We start from the raw sequence: 14,331 nt of genomic DNA on the forward strand, positions 1-14,331 counted from the left end.
GTCACGCGGGAGCGTAGGAGGTCAGGACGGGGTGGTCGATGTGGTGGTGCTCGATGTCGACGCCGTACGCGCCGCCCCACGCCTCCCAGACGAGCCGGCCGACCGTCTCCGCCGCCGCGACACTCCGGTGCCGGCCGCCCTGGCACGCCACCGTGAGGCGGACCAGACGGCCCACGGGCACCTCGTCGGCCAGGGCCCGGAGCTGGACGGCGGTCCGGTTGATCAGGGTCAGGGCGCCGGGGGTCTTCAGGACGTGGGCGTAGACGTCGTCGTCCAGGCCGGTGCGGAAGCACATCGCCGGGTCGTCGGCCGGATTGCGCAGGACGCGGCTGAGGTCGAGGTAGAGACCGGTGTCGACGAGGCCGAGGGCGCCGTCGTGACGGACGCCGATCGAGGAGATGACGGCGGCGACCAGGCCCCGTCCGGGAAGGTGGGTGATCTGCATGCCGACCACGATTCCTGCCGGGCCGCCGCGCCAACAGGGCTTGCCCGTTGCCTCCGAGAACGGGCAACAGGCAACGAGACGCGGCGTACCGGCGGGCGGTACCGGAGGCCTTGCGGGCGAGCGGTGGGCGGCCCGGTGATACTGCGTCCCAGAGCGCATCTGGGCACCGGGCCTGACCCGTGCACGCCATATCGGCACGGGCTGGCACGGACCCTACCCACTCTGAAGCGGCCGTTGGTCATCTTCCCGGCGAGTGCGGCACTGGTCAGGGGGTGCTGGCGAGATCGTTCAGGAGCTGCTTGGCCGCCGCGTCCAGGGCGGCTCGTCGTCTCCTCGCCGACGCAGGGAGGGAGGGCAGTTCAGGGGGCGTCGCCGGTGTAGTAGAAGCGGCAGGCGACACCCGGACCCGGCTTACACGCCTCGCCGGGGCGCGGGTCGTACAGCGCCCGCCCGCCGGGCCACCGGCCGAGCTCGGTGATCAGGGCGACACCGTCGTCGACCTCCTCGGTGCGCCACCCGTGGATGTCCAGCAGCAGGCCGTCCAGCGGGCCGCCGACGAGTTCGGCGTAGGTCCGCTCCGGCCTCGGTCCCGGGTTGGGGTCGTCGTGCTCCGCGCCGTAGACCCGGCCGCGCAGCAGCTGCTCGTCACCGTCCATGCCGGACAGCTTCCCAGCCGCACCGACAACGCGGGCGGGCCCCGTGTGGCCGGTGGCGGCGGCCTGCCCGGTCAGGTGCGGAAGCGGGAGATCCAGCCGCCGGCCTTGTGCGCGGCGGCCTGTTCCTCTGCCTCCTGGCGCCGGCGCTCCTGCTCCTGGCGCTCGCGTTCGTCGGCTTCGGCCTGCGCCTCGGCTGCGACGGCCCGGTCCTGGCAGTCCTCGCACAGGTGCGGGTGCGGCTCGCGCTCGTTCCACCTGCGTCTGGAGGCGATCGCTTCCCAGCGGTCGTCGGTGAACTTCCGCCCGCAGTCCTTGCAAGCCGGCCGCCGGGCTTCCCGCTCCGCCGCCGCTTGCTCCTCACGGCGTCGTTCCTCTTCCCGGGCGGCCTGGCGGCGGCGGACGAGGTAGGCGTCCCGGCGGGGGTTGCCGATCGCGTCCAGCAGCGGCTGGCGGTGGTCGCGGCCGAAGCGCCAGAAGGCGGGCCCGGCCGGACCGTGCTCACGCAGCTCCTCGAGCGCGGTCGCCACGATCGGAATGCAACGGTCGTATGAGTGGTAGCCGCCCTCGGAGTGCCACCGCCCCTGCCAGCGGTGGCGGGTGAGGTCGGCGACCCGGGCCATCTGGTTCTTGGCGGAACGCCGGCCGGCCTGGTGGAAGACGAGCAGGACCGGCGGGTGCACCCGCTCATACTCCTCACAGGCGGGCGCGGACCAGCGGGTGCGCCACAGCGGCCTCTCGAAGCCGTCGGTGTCCTTCTCCTGCCGCAGGAAGAACCGGGCGTATTTGTCGAACTTCTGCGCGATGAGGACGGCTTCCTCGGTGCAGTTGTCCACCTCGATGAACAGCAGCGGCATCCCCGCCTCCGGGGCGGTCAGGACGACGTCGGCGCGGACGCTGCCGATCGCGGGATTTTTCCAGGTGCCCTTCACCGGGAGCGCGACCTCGGTGGCGTAGGAGACGAGCGCGCCGACCCCGTCGGACGCGTCGACCGCGGCCTGGGCGGCGGCGACCGCTTCGGCCGGCTCCCGCATAACCTTGTTCAGGTCCGGCTTCGGGCGAATCAGCGCGATGACCGTCTCGTTCACCGCCATCGCGTGCGAGGCACCGGAGCGGCCCGCGCTCTTGGGCAGGCCGCCCATCTCCTCCCTCTCGCGGTCCAGCTCGATCGCGGCGGCGGCCAGACCGTCCTTCGTCAGCAGCCGGGTCTCCTCACCACGCCGCGTGCGGCCGCCGTCGATGGCCAGACCGTGGCGCCGCAGGTCGTTCAGCGCCGCCCGGTGGGAAGCGGTCCGGGCTTCCTTCTGCTTGGCCGGTGTCGGCTTGAGAGTGTGCCGGTAGGTCAGGTGCGGCAAGGACAGCCGCTGGATCTGATCGGCGGTGGCGACCTTCAGCACGCCCAGGACGCGCAGCACATCCGCGCGCAGGTCGTTACTGGAGCCCGCCTCGTTCTCCTTGCGCTTGCCCGCCATCAGGCCCGCCCTCCCCTCGCCCGCGACCTACCGGCAGCCGGACGGCGGGCCCCGGCGGTGGAGGGGTCCGGGCGCCGGGACCCGATGATCTCCCTCCCTACCGACAACTCATTCAGGCTGCAGGGGAGATAAGAGGGTTGTGACGACGCGGCGCAGGCCCGGAAAGCCATGCTGACAAGGGGAAATGCCGGGCGGGTGGCTGCCGGGCACGCAAGTGGATTCGGCAGCGGGAACGCAAGCGCCGACAGCAGCGCCTCACCAGGGCTCGCCCAGCAGCCGGCGAGCCGGGTACGGCCGGGCCAGGCGGCATGGGCGTGAAGGGCGGGGCTCCAGGATCGCGGCCGCGTAGGGCGGCGGGAAGGGGTGGGTCGGCCGGGTGCGGGCACGGTGTCCTCGTTCCTCCGGCCTGCCGGCCGGGTCGGTGGTCATCCGGCCCGTACGCGGATGTGCGCACGGGCCGGATGACCACCGTGAGGAGGGCCCCCTTGACCGCGGTCTGACCGCCCCGGCCGCCGCCCGTCCGATTCCTCCTCGACTACCCCCTTGCCGTCCTGGTTTGTCCGTGACCGGTTGCCACAACGCGGGTTTGTTGGAAAGGAAAGGCACGGTTGCCGCTGGTCAGCCGTTTGTAACGCTTCAGATGGCTTGTTCGGTGTAGACCGGTTGGCAAGGTGTGGTCACGTTCGTTGATCTGCTCGTACGGAACTCATAGGGTGTGTGGAGGCTGCGGTGGCTGCCTCTGCCCGATGGCCACCGCGGTGGTTACGTGGTGGCCGTGTCGTGGCTGCGGGTGTGCGCGACGAGGGCGTGGGCGGCGGTGGGGTGGGCGGGCAGCAGGGCGCTCAGGCCGGTGAGGTCCAGCAGCCTCTTGAGGCGGTCGGGGACGGCGGCGAGGACCAGGGTGCCGTCGGCGGTCTTGGCGTAGCGGAAAATGCCGATCAGGGCGTTGAAGCCGGAGGAGTCGCAGAAGGTGACGGCTCCGAGGTCCAGGATCAGGTGGCGGTGGCCTTGTTCGATCAGGGCCAGTGCCTGTTCGCGCAAGTGAGGGGCGGTGGCCACGTCGAGGTCTCCGGCGACGTGGGCCAGGGCGAGGTCGCCGTCGGTGTGCTGTGCGGTGAGGCGGAAGTCGGTCACGGGCGGCTCTCCGGCGTCCCGCCAGCGGGGGCGATGGTGTGGGCGGTGGCGGAGACGGCAAGGCCGTCCGTGGTGTCGGCGAAGGGGACGGACAGGGCCAGCAGGGCGACGTCGTCTCCGGCCCCGTGGGGCGTGGCGTCGAGGAGGTCGACGGTGTCCTCGATGATCGCCGCCGCGCTCGCGGGCGCGGTGCGCGCGGCAAGGAAACGGACCAGGCCCTCTTCCCCGATCATGTCGCCGCCCAGGATGCGGGCCTCGGTCAGCCCGTCGGTGTAAAGGAGCAGTCCTTCGCCCGGGGCGAGGTGGAAGGTGTGGGAGGCGAAGCGTGCCTCGGCGAGTGCGCCGATGAGCATGCCGCCCTTGGGGCGCACCGCCTCCACCACTCCCTGCCCGCGCAGGTGGTAGGCCGGGGGGTGCCCGCCGGTGGCCACCGTGATGGCGAACCCGCCCTTCTCATGAGGTTCCAGGGTGCCGAAGACGGCGGTGCAGAACCGGGTGCCGACGGACGGGTCGAGGAGCAGCGCCGTGTTCAGCGAGGTGAGGACCTTGTCGGGGTCGGGGTCGATCTGCGCGGCGGCGCGCAGGGTGTAGCGGGTCAGGGAGGTGACGGCGGCGGCTTCGGGGCCTTTGCCGCACACGTCGCCGAGGAAGAACGCCCACCTCGTGCCGTCCAGGGGGAAGACATCGTAGAAGTCGCCGCCGACGTCCTGCGGAGAGGCGGTGGCGTAGTGGCAGGCCAGCTCCAGCCCAGGTATCACCGGTAGGGCCGGCGGCAGCAGGGTGCGCTGGAGGGTGGTGGCGAACGCCTGGATGGCGGCGGTGTCACGCTCGGCGCGTTCGCGGGCCTCCTGCTGCTCGATGCGCCGTTCCTGCTCGGTGCGTAGGGCGTTCAGGGCCGCCAGGCGCATCTCCAGCTCGTCCAGCACGATCGCGGCCAGGTCCGCGAGGGTGGCGGTGTCGTCCTGGGTGACCAGGCGCGGTTTGGTGTCGAGGATGTTGACGGTGCCCAGCCGGTGCCCATCGCGGGTGATGATCGGGGCGGCGGCGTAGAAGCGGACCGCCATCGGCCCGGTGACCAAGCCGTTATTGCAGGCGACGGGGTCGGTGAGCGTGTCCGGGATCACCAGTGTTTCGTCGGCGAGGATCGCCGAACCGCACAGGCCCGGCTCCCGGCCGATCTCGCTCACGCCCTCCAGGCCGTGCGCGGCCTTGAACCAGATCCGGTCCTCGTCCACGATCGTCACGCTTGCCACCGGCACCTTGAACAGCCGGGCCGCCATCGCCGCAACGCGGTCGAACGCGCCGTCGGGCGGGGTGTCGAGGATGTCGTAGCGGCGCACCGCGTCCATCCGGGCCGCTTCCGCCACCGCACTGAGCGCCTGCCGCCCCGGTATGCCTCCCGCGCCGGTGGCGTGTCCCGCTTGCGGCATCGTCTACCTCCATTTGCCTACCGACCCAGACGGCCGACGACTGCGGCAGCCTAGACCAGCCTCCCGCCGCCAAAAACCAACCCACCGAGTAACCACGGAGCGGCTTCAGCGGCATTTGCCAGTAAACATGCCGATTTAACAATCGTGCTACATAGCCACAATTCGTCCGGTTCGAGATAAGGGAGAGTTCTCCGGCCTCTGTCCACAGGCCCGCGATCCGAGGATCGGTTTCGAGGCCGCCACGATCAGCGGGGCGGTCCGGACCCGAGGAGCCGTACGTGCCCGAGAACACCACCACCGTGCCACTCGCCCCGATGACCCCGCAGGCGGTGATGGACGTCTTCGACCACCTGCGGGCGGTCAGCGTCGACGACACCGAGTTCGCCGGCGGGCTCGTGGCCGCCGAACCGCGGATGCCCGAGCTGATCGTGGACGTCGTCGAGCGGATCGTCGTCCCCGTCACCACGGTCGGCGCCCGCACGGCGGAGCCGTGCGACGACTCCTTCGTCCTCGACGCCCTCGGCCGGGTCTTCGTGACCACCCTGCGCGCCTGGGCCACAGCCGGTCCGGACACCGCCGAACCTCTCGCCCGCACCGCCCTGCACCTCATCGCGCAGCTGCTCGTCGAGGACCACGAGGACCTGGCCGACGTCCTGGAGCACCTCAACACCGTCGCCCTGCACCAGGCACTCCAGGCCCACCCGGCCCCCGCCACCCGATAACCCCCTTCCCTCTCGCCTCTACAGGCAGGCGGGCGCGGCAGGCGCCCGCCAACGAAACGGATAAGGAGTCCCCCATGGAAACGACGACGACGCAGACCGCCACCGCCTCGGAGCGGGCCGCACAGGCCGCCGAGTACCTGGAGCGGATGATGCGGGCCGCCGACTACATCGAGCTGGTCTGGCTCTACCAGGGCACCGAGCGGGAGCAGACCGAGCTGGCGGCATTCCACGCCGACAACCGGCTCGCGCCGACGATCGGCGAGTTCGGCACGCTGCTGCTGACCCGCCACCTCACCGCCGTGCCCGACGAGCACGCCGACTGCGAGGCCGGCCACGTCATGCACCAGCTGGCGACCGTGACGAGCCGATACCTGAAGCGGTGGTGCCTGGCGGGCGGCGGAGCGCACTCCGCCCGGATCGCGGCCGAGTTCCTGATCGAGTGCATGCAGGAAGTCGACCAGGTGAGCCAGTTCCTCGCCGACGTCCGCGGCGACATCGCCACCGGATGGCCGGCCACCACCTGACCCCAGGCAGCACCCCGGTGGACTCCACCCGGCAGCCGGGACGGTGGGTGGAATCCACCGGGTGGAGTGGAACGGAAGTGGGCTCCACCCTCCACCGGGTGGAGCCCACCTCCGTGGCGGCCACTTCGATGGGAGCCGCGGTCCATCCGGTGGAATCCACCGGATGGACTCCACTCGGTGGGCCCGCCCTGAGGGTGGACACCACGCATCGCGGTGTCCGTTTTACCCCTTGACCACCCCTTGACCGCACCGTTTGTCCCGGGGCCGGTGGAGTCCACTTCCACTCGGTGGCGCGGTGCGGCACATCCCCGGGCGCACCGTCGGAGCAGATGGAGGTCGTGGGCTCAGCGACGGCGGGAACGGTGCGGGCGTACGGCCCTCGGCGGGTTCGGCCGGCCCCCGGGGTACTGCCGCGTCCGGTGCCCGCGGACCGGCGCGGGCACGGCGGGCGCCGCGTACAGCACCGCCCGCAGCCGGACCGCGTCGGTGATCTGCCCCAAACGCTTCAGGAGCTCCGGGGTGAGGTCCGGGATCGGGTGGGCCATGACGAAGACCTCCGCACATCGGTGACCGGCTCCCCCCACCCTCGCCTCCCTCCCCCACCGCTAGGACGTGGCCACCGGTCGCGTCCCAGCCGGTGCGACCGCGACCTCGCCCCCCGGCCCACCCGGCGGACCGAAGAACGAAACGGTGGGCTCCACAGGTGGGGTCCACTCTCCACGGAGTGGACCCCACCTGTGGAGAGTGAACCTCTGTCAACTTGAAGTCGCAGGTCAAAGGGCTGGTGTGATCGGCTGTCGAAGTACTCACGCTGCTCACGGCCGACTGTCTGAGCAGTAGATCGTCCGTCGGCATGGTCGACACCTGAGCTGAAAGACGGTCGACGGGATCATTTACGCGCAGAGAGCATGCGTAGATGCCGCTGATCCGCTCCGGCACCCCCCGATCCGTCAAAATGAAAGGTTGGCCATGTGGGAAGGCTGCACCCCGGTTCTGGGGGCAGAGCCTGAGCCGTTCCTCCGGGAGATCACCGGCTGGGAGATCCTCGGCATCGGCGAGATGGACGTCGAATCCGAGGGGTACCGCACGTCGGTGCTGCCGTCGGACGGATCCCTGTACATCGAGCTGGCTTTCTCCGACGCGTACGTGGAGTCCGAAGCGATGCCGTACCGGCGAATCGGGCCTGTGCTTCTGATCCTTAAGGGCGTGCGGTCCCTCGGCATGGAGACCCTCGGGGCGCCGACGGGCCCGCTGTGGAAGCGGGTGCTGCAAGGGGATCCCCAGGGCGAGCTGCTGCGCATGGCCTGGGACCAAAACGAGGACGTCCTGTATGTGAGGGACGGTGGCACGGTCCTGAGCTGCCGGGGTGGCATGTGGTACTGGCAGGTCGGCTTCCGACCACCTGCCTGAACCAGACACCAACTCCGCACCGACCCCGCCCGTGCCACCCACCTCCTGCACACCCTGCTCGTGCTGACGAACCTCGAAGTCAACCGCTGACCGATGGTCTTCTTCGCGGACTCCCGCCCACGGCCAGCACGAGTACTCCAGGGACCGGTCACACCAGCCCTTTGACCTGTGCATTCAAGTTGGCGGGGGCTCACTCAGCGGCTCGCCCCACCGTGTCCGATGCCGGGCTGCCCGGGACGCTGCCCTCGCTCCTGGTCCTCAAGGACCGGCCGGGGAGCAGGAGCTTCAGGGCGAGGCTCGTAGCGCTCCCGGAGCGCCTCGCCGCGCGCCTTCATCTCCTCGATGCGGGCCTGAATGCTGCTGATCTGCTCGGCGGTCAGATCCTGCGCACCCGTCTCGGCGCGTACCTTCTGGAGCGCCCGCAGCCGCTCCATCCAGTCCGCCGGCTTGCCCTCGGCCTCCGGCTCCTCGATGTCGGAGGCGGTGTCGAAGACGGGGAGGAGCTGTTCGGGCATCGCGGCCTGCTGGTGCGCGGTGACGCCCTCGTAGTACCGGGCGCGTCCCGCACCGCGTGCGGCGCGTAGTTGGTGGGTGAGGGCGGTGGAGGTGATGACCGCGCGGTCGTAGCGCAGCGGGACGCGCGGGATGTCCCACTCCCCCATCTCCACCGGCAGGACCGGACCGTCCGGGGCGGTGAGGCCGGCCGGGGGCCGGTGGTCGGCGTCGAAGGCCGCCTCCGGTGCGCGCCGCCGGGCGCGGGCGGGATCGGGGCGGGCCCAGCGGGCGGTGTAGAGCCGGTAGCCCGCCAGGAGCCCGCGGGTGCTCTTCGGTTCGGTGACGTCCACGCAGTACGCCGCAATGGCCGTGTTCACGATCGTCTCGTCCAGGCCCGCCTCGCGGCGGCGGCCGCGCTGGACCAGGGCGAGAAAGCGGCGGGCCTCGGCGAGCAGGTGGCGGCGGTGGAAGAGCCCGTTGCTGCTTATCACGAACACCATCGCGCTGACGCCGAGCGCCGCCAGGGCGACGTCCAGGGTCTCGGCGACCTGGGCGCGGATCGCGGCGGCCGCGGCCCGGGCCCGCTCCAACAGGCTGTCGACGAGCTCGGCGGCCTCCCCGAGGAACTCCTTCGCGCCCGCCCGCCAGTCGGTACGCAACTGGGCGAGGGAGCGGGCCTTCGGCTTCGGCGGGCGGGTCTTGCGGGCGGCGATCCGGTTGAGCTTGGTGCGGGCCTCCTCGGAGACGACGGGCCCGAACCTGAGGTTGCCGTCCTCGTCGACGGCGGTGACGTACTCGTGCTCCAGCTCCTGGCGGCACAGGTCGATCTCGTGGCCGCGCTGGGACATCCAACCGATCAGCTCGTGCGGCACCCCCGCCACCTCCATCACCGGCCGACGCCCCGCGCTGACCGTACGCGGCTCGGACGCCACGTCCAGCGCCTCGCACACCTCGGCCATGACGAGCTCGTTGTAGAGGGAGGAGGCCGCGACCACGTTCTCCAGCAGGGTCGTGGAGTGCACCGCGCCCCACTTCCCGTCCGGCCGCAGGCCCCGCAGGGACGCCAGAACGTGGTCGTGCAGGAGCGGGGTGCCGGCTCTCGACTCGTAGTGGCGGAAGCGCGCGAAGGCCAGACCGTGCACCGGACGGGTGGGTTAACGGCCCTGGGCGCCGACGCGGATGGTCGCCGCGTGGTCCTCGATCCAGGCGAGCGTCGCCTCGATCGCCCGCTCGTGCGCGGTCTCGATCACCTGCCGCGTCTCCTCCTCCCCCAGCGCCCACATCAGCTGGATGGTCGGCTGCGGGCGGAAGACGAGATCCGCTCCGGTGACCTCCACCGCGCGGCCCAGCCTCCCGGCCTTCGCCGCGACCGCCGGAGTCTTCCCGGCGACGAGCGCCTCGGCGACGAGCCGGTCGCCGTGCGGGTGCCGGCCCTGCCCGAAGAGCTGGCGGAGCTCGTCCTCGGTGACGATCGCCCCGGGGCGCAGGCCGAGGTCGGCCAGGCCCCGTCCCGTCCACCGGCCCGGCGGAACACCTACCTGTACCTGGGCTATGCCGAGGGGGGTGCGGACGGGGCGGAGGTAGTCGCCGACGACGACCTGCCGCAGGTAGTAGCGGTACATCTGACCGCGTCTGATCAGGCGGACATCCATCATGACCACCACGCCACACCGCCCTGACCAGCAAGAAAAGACCGATCCGGTGCACGTCCCGCCAGGCGGGAAGAGGCCGCCGACTTTCTCGTCCGCGTTCCGCCGGGCGGGACGCGGACCGGGGCCGGCCCGGAGTGTCATCGCTCTCCGGCATCACCCCCGACCTGCCGTCTGACACCTATCAGCACCAAGTAGCGCACTCTTTCCGCTTCACCCCGAACACTCCCCCGGCCCCCGGTATCCACCGGGGGCCTCGTTGTGCTGCCCGGAGAACCCCGTGCCCACGTTCGAGACCCTGCCGCGCTTCACCACCGACCTCGACCACCTCACCCCCGCACAGCACCGGCGCTTCCGCCGCACCGTCCTCGACGCCTTCGTCCCCGACCTGCGCATAGGACGCCGCTTCCACCCGGGACTGCGTATCAAGGGCGTCCGGTGCGCTCCCGGTGTCTACGAGCTGACCTGGGCACCGGACGGGCGCGCGACGTGGTGCTACGGCCGGGCGCGGATAGCCGGGGACCGGCACATCGTGTGGCGCCGCATCGGAACCCACGACATCTTCACTCGGCCCTGAGTGGGGCAGGTGCCCGCAGCGAGGACGAAGGCCGCCCTTCACCGTGTAAGGGCTGTCCCGTAACTCGGCGCAGAGGTCAACGGGACGTCACCGCTGGATCGCTCTGTCCGGTTCTGACCCGACTCGCGGCCCCAACAGGATCCCGGGAAAGCAGGTCGAACCGGACACCAGCCAGCGGTCTTCGGAGTTACGGGACAGCCCTTAGGGGTAGGAGCAGAAATCTAGTTCAGCGAAAAAGCCGGACTTCCCCAATTGGGGAAGTCCGGCTCAACAAGGGGCAGCTCTCAACAAGCTCCGCGTCGACGATGCCACCCCCGTCGGGTAGGTGACGAAGCGGAGAGCCGGGTGGAGCCTGCGGGTCAGTCGAAGTAGACCTTGGCGATCCGCCGTCCCTGGGTGTCTTCCTTGTCGGTGAGCAGGTAGACGTAGCGGCCGGGGGCGACGTGTACTTCGTCGCCCGTGGCGCAGGTCCGATCGATGGTGAGGGTTCGGCCGTGGTCCGGTCCGTACTGCAAGAAGACGGTCATGTCGCGGACCGTACGGATCCCGAAGGCTTACGTCTCGGGGAAGGGCCGCATGTCCAATCCGGACCATGTGCAGCCTTCGCCGAGAGCACTCAAGATCCACCGCGCCGAACCGGGATCTGAAAGCCGCGAGCCCGGCCCACTGTCTGGCGCGGGCCGAGCTCTTTACGGCGTAAAGATGGGTCAGCTGTAGATCTTCATCGCCTTGCCGACCTTGACGTAGGCCATGGCGGCTTCGGAGCGGGGGTTGTAGAGCGTGATGGGCAGGGAGGCCGAGTACGACTCGGGGACCTTGACGTCGTCGCGGACGGTGGGCTGTACGACGAGGTCGCCGTACGCTTCGCGGACCTGGCGCTCTATGTCGTAGTACACCTTGCCCTGGGAGACGCCGGTGACGCCTTCGCCGATGACGACCCAGTCGAGTCCGTCGCGCATCCCCATGAAGCCAAAGGACTTGTGCAGGTCGGCGATCTTGTCTTCGAGTGAGGTCAGGCCGCGGGCTTCCTTCTCCTGGCTCTTGGTGCACCCGACGATCTCGTCGCCGGCGATGAGCGCACCCTGGGTGCCGAGGTCGATGGTTGCCGGGGCAGTCGAACAGGATGAGGTCGAAGAGGCCGCGGAGTTCCGGGAGGAGCCGGAAGAGCCACATCTCGCGTGCGGTGACCCCTGCGAGCTTGACGCTGAGGGTGTCGAGCCTGCCGGATTCCAGGACGAGCCAGAGGCCCGGAAGGGGTTCGCCGGTCTTGCTGTGGCGACCGGGGACGAGCGCTTCGGTCAGGGTGCAGATGCCGTCGACGACGTCGATGAGGGTGGGCAGTTCCTCGTCGGCGTCGGGGTTGTCGTAGCCGAGGAGGCGGGAGACGTCGCGCTGCCGGTCCAGGCCGATGACGCAGACCAGCAGGCCATGCGCGGCGGCCTGTTCGGCGAGAGCGGCGGCCAGGGTGCTTTTGCCCGAGCCGGCCGACCCGCTGGCGAGCGTCAGGACGCGGGTCTTGCGGCCGGTGTCGGCGGGCGGGGTCAGGGTGTCGGTGCTCATGGGGGTCTCCGCTCTACGCCGCTGGAGCGGGCTCGGCGTCGGTGGGCTGGTAGTCGGTGTGAGTCTCCAGCCAGTCCGCGTACGCGCGGGCATGAGCGGAGTCGGTGCCACTCGTACGGGTGGCGTGGAGCTCGCACTGCGCCAGGGCCAGGGCCAGGGCGGCACGGAGCTGGCGGTCGGTTCCTTCTTCGCCCGCCAGGGACGCGAGGTTCAGCGCGGCGGAGCCTTCGGCGGTTTCGGTGAGCCACTGTCCGGCGAGCGCGACGGCCTCGTCGGGGGCGACCGGGGCCTGGGCGGCGATGATGGAGAGGCGGGCGAGGTCGCCGGCTCCTGCGGCAACGGCGATGAGGCAGGACTCGCGCCTGGCCTTCGCGGCCTCGTCCAGCGGGGTGTCACCTTCGCCGCCGGCCCCTCCCTGCGCGGGCACCCTGGCGCTCTTCTTCACCTTGGGCTGGTTCTGGGCTGCCGGGTCGGCGGCGCGGCGCGCGGCGTTCTTCTGCTCGGCCTTCCACGCCGCGAGCTGTTCGTCGCGGCCCTTGATCTTGCCGAGGTCTCGGGCGACTTCGATGGTCATGCCCGGGGCGCGCGTCTCAAGGGCTTCGCGGAGTTCGGGCTGGAGGTTGCCCAGGCGGCGGCGCTGGGAGACCCAGCCGGGAGACTTGCCGAGCTTCTTGGCGACGGCGTCGTAGGTGCCGAGCTCCGCCTTGAGGTCTTCGATCGTGGCGAGTTCCTCGAAGGGGCGGAGCTCCTCGCGGGCGATGTTCTCGATCGCCGCCGCGACGAGGATCTCCTCCCGCGTCGCCAGCTTGGTGTTCACGTGCACCGGCAGGGTCTTCAGCTCCGCGCGGCGCGCGGCGGCCAGGCGGCGGTTGCCGCCGATGACCACGTATCCCGTGACCGGGACCTCGTCCGCGCTCTCAGGGAAAGCGGCCCGGAAGGTCTCGACGGGGATGACGAGACAGGGCTGCAGCACTCCCGTGGCCTCGTAGGTGTCGGCGAGACCCTCGATGCCTTCCAGGTCCCGGCGGGCGTTGCGCGGGTTGTGGGCGAGGGAGTCGAGGGGCATTCTCCGGAGTGGAGACGTTGCCGGCGGGCACCGCGCTCTGCGCATGCACAGCAGCCTGCTGCTCTCTCTGGGCCGCGAGGAGCCGCCTCCGTTCCGCCACAGAGAGGCCTTGGTTCTGCGCGCCGGTCATTCACACTCCTGGTAGGTCTTGCTGGTCTCGGCGTGGAGCTTAGCGAGCATCCGGGGCTCCGGAGACACGCGCCGCTCTTTACGCCGTAAAGAAGCGTGGGGGGATAGGTCACGTACGCCCCGATTGAACCCAAGGTTCGGCGAGCATCTTTACGGCGTAAAGAACGGCCCCTCCAGGGCGGGGCGGAGCACTCGATCTTTACGGCTGTCCCGTCTCAGTGAAGTTCGACCAGTCTCAGCGAACCTCGACCGACGCTGCCAGTCAGGCCGGGTGGAGCACCGCCGTGGCGATCTCACGCACGCGGTCCAGCGTGATCCCGGTGCGTTGTTCAACGGCGAGCGGGTGGTCGGTGGGCTCCAGCTCGATGAAGGGCCGCTTGCCCACCGGTCGCGTGTGGGCGTTGGTCTTCATGTTGGTGGTGCTCTCGGGGTAGAGCGCGAGTTCGGTGCTGAGCCAGCCGAAGTACGGCTTCTCGGCCTCGCGGCCCTCCGTGTTCCACACCTCAAGAGCGCGGGCGAAGTTGTCCTTGCTCAGAGAGACCCAGACGCCCCAGGAGAAGACGTCCTGGCTGCCGATCACGGGTATCTCGATCAGACCCCTGATGAAGAAGTGCTGGCCCTTGATCACGCACTGGTCGGACGACAGCAGGCAGTCCGGATCACTCTCGAACCTGGGATCCCACACGTCAGGGGCCATGGTCGAGTAGCTCATGGGGAGCTCTGCGTGGTGCTCGCTGCAGCATGAGCACGTGAAGCCGAGATCGTTAGACATGGCGCGAGCCTAGCGACCACCTGCTCGGGGGCTACTGCGGGCTCTCCAACAGCCGCTCACGGCGCTGCCGCCATCATCCAGGCCTGGCTCGTTGTCCCGTCTCATTAGATCTTGCAGGGGCGAGGCCGTTGACCTGCGGGGTGACAGGTTCAACTGCGACTTAGAGGTTGTCTCACGTGGTGGCTCAGCTATCCAACTGTGCTCGTGAGAAACATCTGGAACTCTGCAGCGAGGTTTCGCATCTCCTCGCCGGCCGCATGCACGGTGGTGGTCTCGAAGTGCCACTCCTCGGA

14 protein-coding genes and 2 pseudogenes are annotated in these 14,331 nt (G+C 70.2%); 4 read left to right on the forward strand and 12 right to left on the reverse strand.

The genetic code is table 11. The annotated features are described in order from the left end of the window. Position 1: 1 nt before the first annotated feature. From ACWGSR_RS34610 to ACWGSR_RS34630, 5 genes are all read right to left on the reverse strand, one after another. The gene (locus tag ACWGSR_RS34610; RefSeq protein ID WP_453572789.1) at positions 2–445 is read right to left on the reverse strand and encodes a RapZ C-terminal domain-containing protein; all 444 of its coding nucleotides are present in this window, start codon (positions 443–445) and stop codon (positions 2–4) included. A gap of 359 nt (positions 446–804) precedes the next feature. Then, on the reverse strand, positions 805–1,101 hold the full coding sequence (locus ACWGSR_RS34615) for a hypothetical protein (protein WP_453572792.1): 297 nt from the start codon (positions 1,099–1,101) through the stop codon (positions 805–807). A gap of 71 nt (positions 1,102–1,172) precedes the next feature. Beyond that, the gene (locus ACWGSR_RS34620) at positions 1,173–2,570 is read right to left on the reverse strand and encodes a replication-relaxation family protein (RefSeq protein WP_453572795.1); all 1,398 of its coding nucleotides are present in this window, start codon (positions 2,568–2,570) and stop codon (positions 1,173–1,175) included. A 762-nt stretch (positions 2,571–3,332) separates the two neighbouring features. After that, positions 3,333–3,704: an STAS domain-containing protein gene (locus ACWGSR_RS34625; protein ID WP_453572798.1), complete on the reverse strand. Its 372-nt coding sequence runs from the start codon at positions 3,702–3,704 to the stop codon at positions 3,333–3,335. Further along, positions 3,701–5,134, reverse strand: a complete 1,434-nt coding sequence (locus tag ACWGSR_RS34630) for a PP2C family protein-serine/threonine phosphatase (RefSeq protein ID WP_453572800.1) — start codon at positions 5,132–5,134, stop codon at positions 3,701–3,703. The genes ACWGSR_RS34625 and ACWGSR_RS34630 overlap by 4 nt, the downstream gene beginning before the upstream one ends. A gap of 278 nt (positions 5,135–5,412) precedes the next feature. On the opposite strand from ACWGSR_RS34630, the gene ACWGSR_RS34635 reads away from it, so the two are divergent. After that, a complete protein-coding gene (locus tag ACWGSR_RS34635) occupies positions 5,413–5,856 on the forward strand; it encodes a hypothetical protein (RefSeq protein WP_453572803.1) in 444 nt (147 codons plus the stop codon). A 74-nt stretch (positions 5,857–5,930) separates the two neighbouring features. Beyond that, a complete protein-coding gene (locus tag ACWGSR_RS34640) occupies positions 5,931–6,380 on the forward strand; it encodes a hypothetical protein (RefSeq protein WP_453572805.1) in 450 nt (149 codons plus the stop codon). Positions 6,381–6,724: 344 nt separating this feature from the next. Here the strand turns inward: ACWGSR_RS34640 and ACWGSR_RS34645 are convergent, their stop codons facing one another. Beyond that, positions 6,725–6,925: a hypothetical protein gene (locus ACWGSR_RS34645; RefSeq protein WP_453572807.1), complete on the reverse strand. Its 201-nt coding sequence runs from the start codon at positions 6,923–6,925 to the stop codon at positions 6,725–6,727. Positions 6,926–7,349: 424 nt separating this feature from the next. Between ACWGSR_RS34645 and ACWGSR_RS34650 the strand changes: the two genes are divergently transcribed. Beyond that, a complete protein-coding gene (locus ACWGSR_RS34650) occupies positions 7,350–7,790 on the forward strand; it encodes a hypothetical protein (protein WP_453572824.1) in 441 nt (146 codons plus the stop codon). Between the two features lie 194 nt (positions 7,791–7,984). Here ACWGSR_RS34650 and mobF read toward each other — a convergent pair. Next, positions 7,985–10,078 (reverse strand): annotated as a pseudogene (mobF, locus tag ACWGSR_RS34655) (MobF family relaxase). A gap of 136 nt (positions 10,079–10,214) precedes the next feature. Between mobF and ACWGSR_RS34660 the strand changes: the two are divergent. Further along, a complete protein-coding gene (locus ACWGSR_RS34660; RefSeq protein ID WP_453572810.1) occupies positions 10,215–10,511 on the forward strand; it encodes a hypothetical protein in 297 nt (98 codons plus the stop codon). A gap of 359 nt (positions 10,512–10,870) precedes the next feature. Here the strand turns inward: ACWGSR_RS34660 and ACWGSR_RS34665 are convergent, their stop codons facing one another. The 5 genes and pseudogenes from ACWGSR_RS34665 to ACWGSR_RS34685 form a co-directional block, all read right to left on the reverse strand. Then, positions 10,871–11,038, reverse strand: a complete 168-nt coding sequence (locus ACWGSR_RS34665) for a hypothetical protein (RefSeq protein WP_453572813.1) — start codon at positions 11,036–11,038, stop codon at positions 10,871–10,873. Between the two features lie 180 nt (positions 11,039–11,218). Then, on the reverse strand, positions 11,219–11,476 hold the full coding sequence (locus ACWGSR_RS34670) for a hypothetical protein (RefSeq protein ID WP_453572816.1): 258 nt from the start codon (positions 11,474–11,476) through the stop codon (positions 11,219–11,221). Between the two features lie 154 nt (positions 11,477–11,630). After that, positions 11,631–12,164: pseudogene (locus ACWGSR_RS34675) on the reverse strand (ParA family protein); the annotation flags it as partial. Further along, positions 12,085–13,137 carry a ParB/RepB/Spo0J family partition protein gene (locus ACWGSR_RS34680; RefSeq protein WP_453572818.1) on the reverse strand — a complete coding sequence of 351 codons (1,053 nt, stop codon included), beginning with the start codon at positions 13,135–13,137 and terminating at the stop codon, positions 12,085–12,087. The pseudogene ACWGSR_RS34675 and the gene ACWGSR_RS34680, both read right to left, overlap by 80 nt. A 391-nt stretch (positions 13,138–13,528) precedes the next feature. Beyond that, positions 13,529–13,978 carry a DUF2199 domain-containing protein gene (locus ACWGSR_RS34685; protein ID WP_453572821.1) on the reverse strand — a complete coding sequence of 150 codons (450 nt, stop codon included), beginning with the start codon at positions 13,976–13,978 and terminating at the stop codon, positions 13,529–13,531. Positions 13,979–14,331: the final 353 nt, after the last annotated feature.

Source organism: Streptomyces sp. NPDC055632, from assembly GCF_053618675.1.